5 protein-coding genes and 1 pseudogene are annotated in these 10,333 nt (G+C 41.1%); 3 read left to right on the top strand and 3 right to left on the bottom strand.

Going from position 1 to position 10,333, the window contains the following annotated elements; translation table 11 throughout:
- Window positions 1–18 precede the first annotated feature (18 nt).
- The 3 genes and pseudogenes from B2Z67_RS14980 to ettA form a co-directional block, all read right to left on the bottom strand.
- The gene (locus B2Z67_RS14980; protein ID WP_291530646.1) at window positions 19–3,282 is read right to left on the bottom strand and encodes a TonB-dependent receptor; all 3,264 of its coding nucleotides are present in this window, start codon (window positions 3,280–3,282) and stop codon (window positions 19–21) included.
- Between the two features lie 67 nt (window positions 3,283–3,349).
- A pseudogene (locus B2Z67_RS14985) lies at window positions 3,350–3,550 on the bottom strand (carboxypeptidase-like regulatory domain-containing protein); the annotation flags it as partial.
- A 223-nt stretch (window positions 3,551–3,773) separates the two neighbouring features.
- Window positions 3,774–5,471, bottom strand: coding sequence for an energy-dependent translational throttle protein EttA (ettA, locus tag B2Z67_RS14990; RefSeq protein ID WP_291530647.1), 1,698 nt, complete (start codon window positions 5,469–5,471; stop codon window positions 3,774–3,776).
- Between the two features lie 1,268 nt (window positions 5,472–6,739).
- Between ettA and B2Z67_RS14995 the strand changes: the two genes are divergently transcribed.
- From B2Z67_RS14995 to B2Z67_RS15005, 3 genes are all read left to right on the top strand, one after another.
- Window positions 6,740–7,114 (top strand): single-stranded DNA-binding protein, encoded by a 375-nt coding sequence (locus tag B2Z67_RS14995; RefSeq protein WP_291530648.1) that lies wholly within the window; start codon window positions 6,740–6,742, stop codon window positions 7,112–7,114.
- 401 nt (window positions 7,115–7,515) lie between these two features.
- Complete coding sequence (locus tag B2Z67_RS15000) at window positions 7,516–8,136, top strand: hypothetical protein (RefSeq protein ID WP_291530649.1); 621 nt, start codon at window positions 7,516–7,518, stop codon at window positions 8,134–8,136.
- A 671-nt stretch (window positions 8,137–8,807) separates the two neighbouring features.
- Window positions 8,808–10,333, top strand: a 1,526-nt coding sequence (locus tag B2Z67_RS15005; protein ID WP_291530650.1) for an N-6 DNA methylase, incomplete at its 3' end; no start/stop codon positions are given.

Consider the following 10,333-nt stretch of genomic DNA (forward strand, 5'->3'; position numbering starts at 1 on the left):
TTTATTTCTTGATTTAAATTAGTTGAATGTGTATCTAACACCAATACTTACATACCAGCACTGACCAATAGAAATTCCATTAGTAAATGTTTTGGTTTTGCCATGGATAGAAGCAGGAGTAGAGAATGTAGCATATCCGTCTGCATCAACACCTTCGTACTTAAGGATACGTGGGTCTGAACCAATTTCCGGGTTAAGTCCCTTAGATACGCCCCAACTTGAGTTGAAGAAGTTAAGTACATTCTTCATGTCAAAACTCAACTGAAGAGTATTCTTGTTCTTGCCGGCCATCACAGTGAAGTCATGCTTGTAGCTAAAGTCTACACGGTGAACCCAAGGAGAATAAAGGCTGTAAGCCTCTGTATATTTACCTTGACGGCTCTTCAAATAGTCATTGTTGTGAACATAATCCATAAAGCGTTTCTTGTTGTCCTCATTAATGAAACGGAACTGATTATCGGCCACTTCCTTGTCTGTAGGAACATATACAGCATCATAGTTGTAACCATCACCATTCATATCATTTGCAGTCATATAAGAATAGTTGTATCCACCGCGCCATGTCTCATAGATGAGGCTATAGTGGTTACCGCTTTTGTCGTGTACTGTAGCATTGAAAATGAAGCGATCGGGAGTTACATATTGAGAGTTGTGCAACTTAATGTTGTTTGGTCCCTCAACAGTAGGTACATAAGTGAATGCAGACTCAGCAGCAGAACCGGGCATACCTGTTACGTCCTTAGCAACTGTGTGTGTGTAAGCAGCCATTAAGCTAAGCCATTCTGTTGGCTGTGCGTTAAGTTCTGTAGTGAAAGACCAACCGTAACCACGATTTGTGTTTTCCAACATAAACGCCTTGGTGTTTGTGCGGTATCCTGCCGGGTAGATAGGACGATTATCAACTCCATTGAAACGGGCAAAGCCACCTACATTAGGAATACTCCAGTCGGAGATTGATACACCGTTGAGGGTCTTGTTAAATATACCTTCTACAGAAACCGTGAATGGGAAAGATACAGGAATTACATAGTCCACTGCGAATGAAGTTTTCCACACCTGAGGCATCTTGAAATCAGGATCTACACCGTTTACTGCAGATGGAACAACTCCGTCTTCAGGCTTGACTGTTTTAGGATATTTTAATCCATGAAGTTTGTCAAGCAGTGCTCCAACAGAAGCCTTACCGTTAGCATCTTTTACAAGACCGCCGGCAAATTCGTCCATAGTAAAGCCTCTTCTTGCTGCTTCTGCTGCGTTGATTTGTGCTTGATACTGCACCATACCGCCGTTGGTAGGCATATTCGTGAAGAATACCAAAGGAAGGTTACCGGCAAAGAAACCTGTTCCTCCACGAAGTTTGAGGCTCTTATTGCCAAAAACATCCCATGTGAAACCCACACGTGGAGAGAATATCAGGTTAGCGCCGGGCCATTTGCCTGTATCTATATGACGGCCATTGTAGTCAAGGTCATAAATTGCCTTGTTAGTCATCAAGTCAGAATTATTAAAGAATAAACCATCAATACGAAGACCGTATGTAAGCTTGAACTTTTCATTGATATTCCAATCATCCTGAGCGTACGCACTAATCTTGTTTGTTCTAACGCGAGCAGCAGGTTTGGTCTCACCATCATAACCATAAGTCAAGTTAACAATCTCCGGAGCGGCACCAGTCAAGAAGTCATCAAGACTTCTATAACGATAATAACCTGTTCCATTACGCATGTATTGGTTGTCTGCCATCTTATACTCATAAGACAAACCACCAACGATTTTGTGGTTACCTACATAGTAAGTCAGCTCATCTTTAATGTTCCACACATTGTTATGTACAGCGTTGTTGTAAGTAAACAACTCATAACCCAATGATATGTAAGACTGATCATCTTTCAAAATGTCGATGAATGGGAACTCATCAGAGTTAGTTGAACGCAAGTCGTTCAAAGAAGAATATGTAGCCAGGAACTCGTTAGAAAGCCTTTCGCTCAAACGACTGTTCAAGTTTGCCGAGAATGAATTAACGAGATTATCCATGCCATACATAGAATTTGCATAACTCATTGAGTACTGAGACATACGAGAGCCTGACATACGTGTACCACCATCCATAGAAGTAGCATTTGGAGCGTTCCAGAAACGATTCTTAGTATAGTTGTAACGCAAAGCCAAACGGTTCTTATCATTAATGTTCCAGTCTAAGCGAGCAAGTATCTTGTAGTTGCTTTCGTCTGCCGGGAACTTAGTGAAAGAACCTGTGTCATAGCCATATCTCTCTTTTACAAAGTCAGAAACCCTTTGCAAATCGGAAACTGTGGCACGAGATAAATAATTGTCCGGATCAGCAACACCGTCCTCAGAAGCGCGCCAGCGATTAGCTATGGATGGAATTTTCACCATTTCTGCATTAACAAAGAAGAACAGCTTGTTCTTGATGATAGGTCCACCAAACGTCAAACCATAAGTAGATGTGCGGTCAACTTCACGTGCACCAGGAATCTGTTGCCCTGCAACAGCGTCTCCACGCATATTCTCATTACGTTGGTAAGTATATAAACTACCCTTGAATGTGTTGGTACCCGACTTGGTAATAGCATTCACACCACCACCAATGAAGTTCGTTTGGCGAACATCATAAGGAGCGATTACCACCTGCATTTCCTCAATAGCATCAATAGAAATGGGGCTGCCACCGCCGGGAAGGCCATCACTCAAACCGAAGTTGTTGTTGAAATTAGCACCGTCCACAGTGAAGTTGGCCGTACGACCGTCAGCACCGGCGAATGTCATACCATTTCCACCATAAGGAGATAGACGAGTGTAATCTGTGATGCTACGGCTAATTGACGGCATGTTGATAATCTGTGTGTTAGAGATATTGGTAGAAGTACCCGTTTTCTCTGCCGCAAATTTACTTGCCTTTGCCGACACCACAACCTCTCCAAGCAGGTTGACGTCCTCTTTTAATTCAAAGTTTTGATTGTAAGTTTCAGCCAATTGAAGTGTAATATCTGTTACCACTGAAGTAGCATAACCGACATACGAAGCCTTCACTTCGTACGGACCACCCACACGCATACCTTGAATAGTGTAACGTCCATCAACGTTTGTTACCGTTCCGTACACAGTACCTGATGGCATGTGAGTCGCTGTAATGGTTGCTCCAATCAGAGTTTCCGTACCATCCGTAACCCTTCCGGCCATACTCGAAGTTGTTACTTGGCCATAAATAAAAGTGCTAACCAGCAGCAATGTAATGGCTAATAGATGCTTAATTCTTTTCATACAAATAAATTCTATTTTTAAGTGATTAATATTGTGCAAAAGTGGATATTTATACGGTTCCACCTCAAGCAAAATCTTGCGTAAAATAGCCACCAATGCCGGTCACCGTTCCTTGTGAAGTGCCTTCTACCATAACGGCAGCACCCACCAATGGTTCATCTGTTTCTGAGTCAACAAGCTGTCCCCTCACTGTAGTCTGGGCAAATGCCGCAACACTGAATACGGACAGTACAGCCATCAACAGGAAATGAATTAGATGTTTTTTCATACTTCTGCTTTTTTTGTTAATAATTACGTTAATTAGTTTTATATTATTCTATCTATGGTGCAAAGATAATTAATAAGATTTAGATTCGAATTACATCTCTATTACAAAATTTAAGTATTTCAAAGGTATATTGAAACTTTCTACAACAAAAAAGTCCTGCAGCTTTTTGCAGGACTTTTTTGTTATTAACCAGGAATACAATGCTTTCAATCTAACACTATTTTCAATCATTCATCAGATTTCTATAACGTACACGCTTCGGTTCTTCTTTTCCTAAACGTTTCTGTTTATTTTCCTCATATTCCGAATAAGAGCCTTCGAAATAGAAGACATTGGAATCACCCTCGAACGCAAGGATGTGTGTACAGATACGGTCAAGGAACCAACGGTCGTGACTGATGATTACGGCACATCCGGCAAAATCTTCAAGACCTTCTTCAAGGGCGCGAAGGGTGTTCACGTCAATATCATTGGTTGGTTCGTCCAGCAAAAGCACATTACCTTCTTCTTTCAGCGCCATTGCAAGGTGCAAGCGGTTGCGTTCACCTCCGGAAAGGATGCCGCAAAGCTTTTCCTGGTCGCCTCCGGAGAAATTAAAGCGAGACAGATAGGCACGCGCGTTAATGTCACGTCCACCCATACGGATCAAGTCATTACCGCCGGAAATAACCTGGTAAACACTCTTTTCCGATTCGATATCACGATGTTGCTGGTCTACATATGCCACTTTTACGGTTTCTCCAACTTCAAATTCTCCTTTATCTACTGTTTCTAATCCCATGATAAGACGGAACAACGTAGTTTTACCGGCACCATTAGGACCGATAACACCAACGATACCATTGGGAGGAAGCATAAAGTTCAGATCATCAAACAGAAGTTTGTCGCCGTAAGCTTTGGCTACATGCTTTGCTTCAATAACCTTATTACCAAGACGCGGACCGTTTGGAATGAAAATTTCCAGTTTTTCTTCTTTCTCCTTCACATCTTCGTTCAGCAATTTATCGTAGGAGTTCAAACGTGCCTTACCTTTTGCCTGGCGTGCCTTGGGAGCCATACGCACCCACTCCAACTCACGTTCCAGTGTTTTGCGACGTTTACTGACAGTCTTTTCTTCCATCTCCATGCGCTTGGTCTTTTGTTCCAACCAACTGGAGTAATTACCTTTCCAGGGAATACCTTCGCCACGGTCGAGTTCAAGAATCCACCCTGCAACATGGTCAAGAAAGTAACGGTCATGGGTTACGGCAATTACCGTACCTTCATATTGCTGCAAATGTTGTTCCAACCAGTCGATGGACTCAGCATCGAGGTGATTGGTAGGTTCGTCCAACAAGAGTATGTCGGGTTTCTGCAACAATAAGCGACAAAGCGCCACACGGCGACGTTCACCCCCCGAAAGATGTTCTACGGACTGGTCTTCGGGCGGACAACGGAGAGCATCCATAGCGCGTTCCAGTTTACTGTCCAAGTTCCAGGCATCGGTAGCATCGATGATATCCTGCAATTCTCCCTGACGTGCAAAGAGTTTATCCATCTTGTCTGAGTCTTCGTAATACTCGGGCAGCCCAAATTTTTGATTGATTTCTTCGTATTCCGTAAGTGCATCCACAATGGGTTGCACACCTTCCATTACAATTTCTTTCACGGTTTTGGTTGGATCCAAGTAAGGCTCCTGCGCCAAATAGCCTACCGAATAGCCCGGTGAAAACACCACTTCGCCCTGATAGGACTTGTCCAACCCGGCGATAATCTTAAGTAAGGTCGATTTACCCGAACCGTTCAGACCGATGATGCCAATCTTCGCTCCATAAAAGAACGAGAGATAGATATTCTTCAATATTTGCTTATTGTTCTGCTGAATGGTCTTGTTCAGCCCTACCATTGAGAAAATAATCTTCTTATCGTCAACTGTTGCCATAGTAAAGTTATATAATTAATAAAATGTATACGCCTGAATTTGGCGACAAAAGTACATGATAAATCAGTAATCACAAAGAAAATAAGGAAATGTAATTTGTATCACAGTGATTCTGCTTTCAATTTATATATGACTATCCGCATTGTTACTTTACACTCCAGACGAAAATGATAGATTCATCCTTAAAAAAGCAATCTTTATTTCGTTTATTCCAAAAACATTCTTACCTTTGCGCCCGCTTAACAGCAAAACAAGGTTTGATTCGCTAGCTCAGCNNTGGGGTCCTGGGTTCGAGCCCCAGGCGGATCACTTAAATAAAACGCAAGTAACTCATAATCAAGTGCTTGCGTTTCTTGTTTTATGAAATTGCACCACATTTGCACCACAGAATTTATAATCTCTCTTGCTTCCCAAAAGAAAAGTTATTTAAAGCCGAACTATTTTCCCCTGTTTTATCCCGATACTTATACTCTCCTTTATACCAAATCCTCCATCTAAAAAGGTTTAGTACCTTCTTGCATATATTATACAAGGATCGGATTAAACTTGTTGCCATGGTGACCAAATGCTCTTTTAAAAATAGGTTTAGTGCTCTCTTGCATATATTATACAAGGACTAAAGTAAACTGCTTATCCTTGCTTCCGTTTCTATCCCTTTCCTTTTTTGGAAAGCAAAAAACTTCATTTATCTGTTTTCATTCGCAAATTGTACCCATGCCACTTTAGTATAAAACCAATTCTGAGTGGATTTCCCTTTTCATCCTCATTTCACGAAGCATAATCATCGACACCATTACATAATATACTTTGTATCGCCATTCTATTCTTAGTATCATTTCATATCTGCGTCGTCATCTGCACTATCAATAAACAGATGCACCAACTGAAAGCCGTTCAAACAACTTCTACACCCAACTGATAACAGGTTCCTTAATTATATAGATTCCCGTTTAACCACAAACAGATTCTTTACTTGCCGATATAAACAGACAGCATCCTCTTTTCATCCCACTGCAATATTTCCGTCCTACTTCACCACTGCATTTTTAGCGAAGTCACATCATTTTTCTCAATGCAAAGCTACAATGCAGCACCACTGTGGTGGTTACGGGGCATTTCATTCCAACCAATGGCGTATCAGTACAATCTTCCTTTTTTCTGATGCTCGGGAAAAAGAGTATTGAACCGCTATCCTTGGTGTTGCCCTATGACTGCAATATCTTGGTGCATTATAAAAATTGATTGTATAACTTCTAAAAATTATCGTTATGAAGAAGATTGAAAATTCTTTCGCAGTTACAGGTTTTATCGGTAAGGATGCTGAAATCCGTCAATTCACCTCCGCAAGTGTCGCAAAATTCTCTTTGGCTGTTGGCCGAACAGAAACTATTGGTCAAGAAACCACCAGAGTATCAGCTTTTATGGCTGTGGAAGCTTGGCGCAAAAACGACAGTGCATCCTTTGAATTATTGAAAAAGGGGCAGATGATAACTGTCCGCGGCTATTTCAAGCCTGAAGAATGGAGTGACCAGAATGGCAAGCATAATCGCATGGTAATGGTTGCCACTGAGTTTTTTGCTACTCCGGAAAAGGATGAAGCTCCCGCGAAGCAGAAATCCACACCTAAGAAAACCAAGAAATAACTCTTGGTTTATTGTCAAGAACAGCGGCTTTCGGGTCGCTTTTCTTTTGCTCATTACATCCTTTACTCGACTGTTGTAATCGCTGGCCTATCTCTTTATCTATTGTTAGATTCGCCTTTTATATGCTCCATGTTATACCCGAAATCTGTCAGGCACCAATAGGCATATCTTTCTTTTGGAAAGCACAATAGAATTTTAATATGCCCCTCTGTTTTCTGCTGCAAAGTAATGTACGCTACATTTCCACCAATGAACCATGGATGTTTTTTTATTAGCCCTACGGATAAAAACACCCATGGACCCTTTGGCTTGAGAAACTTTCAGCGAACAGATGAAAGCAGCGTAAAAAGGAGGCTTGAATATTAAAATCCTCCCATTGTTTAACTTTAAAAATTTTGATTATGCCAAATTGGTGTTCTACTAGCTATCAAATCGTAGGGAAACAACAGAATGTTGATAAACTCTTTAAAGAATTACAGAAAGTTCTTAGTACAGACAGAAGCGATGAGAAAGACAATACATCATTCTTGCCTGATTCTTCATGGCTCGGATATGTGGTTAGTGATATTCTGGGTATCGACCATGAAAAAGAATGCATCCCATGCAGGGGTAATATTGATTACATGGAGGAACAGATGAATGACAATGAAAGCTTCGCTTATTTCGCTTTGTCCACAGAAACCGCTTGGACAGACTGTCGAAAGTTATTCTATTTGCTTTCGGTCAAGTTTGACGTAGAGATTTTATTCTATACAGAGGAACTGGGTTGTGATATCCATGAAACCAATGATGAAGAAGGTCTCTATTTTGATACCCGCTATTTATTGGACGATTCCAACAACGACATGAACTATTACTCTTCATTTGAGAGTTTAGCAAAAGAGATTGAAGAGATGACAGGTGAAAGACCGGACGAGTTCAAGGACATTGATGAAATTCTCGAAAGACATAGACTGTCAGAAAGCATGTATGCACACCAAATTGACATTGTGTCTTTGCTGGATGGAATTTCTGATTCATAAATGCAAGTTCGATATGTCTTGAAAATATTCAAGGCATATCGGCTCTGCCATTTTCCAGCTTTAATCTCCAGCATGACCCTTCAAATCCTTCCTTTTATACCCTTTATCTTCCTCTTATATCAAGGCTTCCCTCCCTAAGAATAGAAATATCTGTTTCTGGATACCACTTCCCTTTGGTCAGTCATATCCAGGAAAGGGCAAACAGTGACATATTCCTGACATCAAAGCACCGGAGTTTCGATGAATCGAAACAACCTAATCCATTGATGACAGAACAAGTCGCTTTCTTGTTTGCCCCGGCAGACTTTATTTCTTACCCGCCCAAGTCTCATTTATCCCGGTTATTGAAAATCCATTTAGGCAATTTTACATCCCGCCTTTTATATATCCCTAATAATTCATCCTCCTTTTCTATAATGCTATAACAATGACTCATCCGTCCGACCTGCTTGCAAATCATTTTTCAGCAAAGGTAATTCACCGAATCCAACCCGGTCAATGCCGGCTGACAGCCGCGAGTGATTGTGCAAAATCTTCCTCTCATAGAATTCGAGCGTATTTCACACATCAGTCTTGACCATTTGTCTTCTGCTCCCTAAAAGGCAGAAAAATAATTCCTTGCAGGTCGGAAAAGACCTAATGGTAGGGAAAAAATAATAAGGTTAAATAGTATGAGTTACAACAAATTGACATCATTAACGGCTAACGTTGAAGCCATTGAAACTGCCGTCAGACTGTTTCCGCTTAACAGAACGGCATCAGAAGCAGAGAAACAGATATTATCCAAATACACAGGTTTTGGAGGTATCAAAGAAGTGTTGAATATCGGAGCAAGCCAGCCCATACCTGGCAAGATGAAAGAATCTTTCATTAAATTGCAGGACTTATTACATACTCATTCTATGGGTAATGAGCAGTTTTACAATTCAATGCTGGAGAGTATCAAATCATCAGTTCTTACCGCATTCTACACCCCGGTTATCCTTGTCCAAACCATAGCCGGACAGATACAAGCTGCATTTAAAAACAATGGCTTGCGGATGAAGACATTTCTTGAACCGTCGGCAGGGATAGGCGGTTTTCTCCCGGTAGCATTCCCTACAGCTTATACTTATGCTTTCGAGAAAGATAATGTAACAGGAATGATTCTATCAGCTTTGCAGGATAATGCACGGGTAATCATTGACGGTTTTGAAACCATCGACAAACAAGACATTGACCATAAAACTTTTGATGTGATAGCATCCAATATTCCTTTCGGGAATTTTAAAGTCTTTGACTATGATTTCTACAACAGAGATTCAACACATGCACAAGCTACAAAGTCTATTCACAGTTACTTTATTGTGAAAGGTATTGATAAGCTCAATGAAGGCGGCATCATTGCCTTTATTGCACCAAGAGGCGTAGCAGATGCACCGACCAATAAATTCTTACGCAACTATCTTGTGCATAATGCCAATATGATAACGGCAATCCGATTGCCCGATACCCTTTTCATGCAGACAGGCGGTATCGAGGTAGGATGTGACTTTTTCATTTTCCAAAAGCATAGCCATAAAGCCGTACTTACATCAAAGGAACAGCTTTTCTTGCAGGTGACAAAAGAGGCTGTGCCTGATACAGATTGCACAACCGAATATTTCAACCGGGTATTCACATTGCCTAAAACGATGGTGGCTACCACAAGCCAAATTCAGAAAAATCAGTTTGGGAAGTATGTACGCAAGTACCATTGGCAAGAGACAGAGGCTACAATGGCATCGTATCTTTCTGATTTGTTAAAATCGGACATCGAACGCTATTTCAGGAAAGGGCTGTTCGAATCACAGGGCAAAGAGGTAAAGGTTACCCAACTTTCTCTTTTCGATTCATTTGGAACAGAACCGACCGAAGTTAAAGCGAGAAAGGACAAGGAAAAACGTCCCTATACTGATAAGTTGCAATGGTGGATGAAAGACGGTGCAATGATTCTATTTGAAGGTCAGTTGGGAAGATTACAATGTAAAAGAATAGATTCATTTGCAAACCATACACCCACATTTGTCCCCCTTAAAATGCAGGAGATGAATATAAGCCGCGCCAGTGACTATTTCTCTATTCGTGAAACCTACCTTGAGCTTTCAAGCAAGGAGAGTGAAGAACGAACAGAATATCCACAGTTGAGAAAATTATTAACCCACATTGCATTAGTACC

Source organism: Bacteroides sp. UBA939 (assembly GCF_002293435.1).
Classification (GTDB): Bacteria; Bacteroidota; Bacteroidia; order Bacteroidales; family Bacteroidaceae; genus Bacteroides.

Coding starts and splice junctions, on each gene's coding strand:
- B2Z67_RS15000 (WP_291530649.1), top strand. CDS start 7,516: ATGCCAAATTGGTGTTCTACTAGCTATCAAATCGTAGGGAAACAACAG.
- B2Z67_RS14980 (WP_291530646.1), bottom strand. CDS start 3,282: ATGAAAAGAATTAAGCATCTATTAGCCATTACATTGCTGCTGGTTAGC.
- ettA (WP_291530647.1), bottom strand. CDS start 5,471: ATGGCAACAGTTGACGATAAGAAGATTATTTTCTCAATGGTAGGGCTG.
- B2Z67_RS14995 (WP_291530648.1), top strand. CDS start 6,740: ATGAAGAAGATTGAAAATTCTTTCGCAGTTACAGGTTTTATCGGTAAG.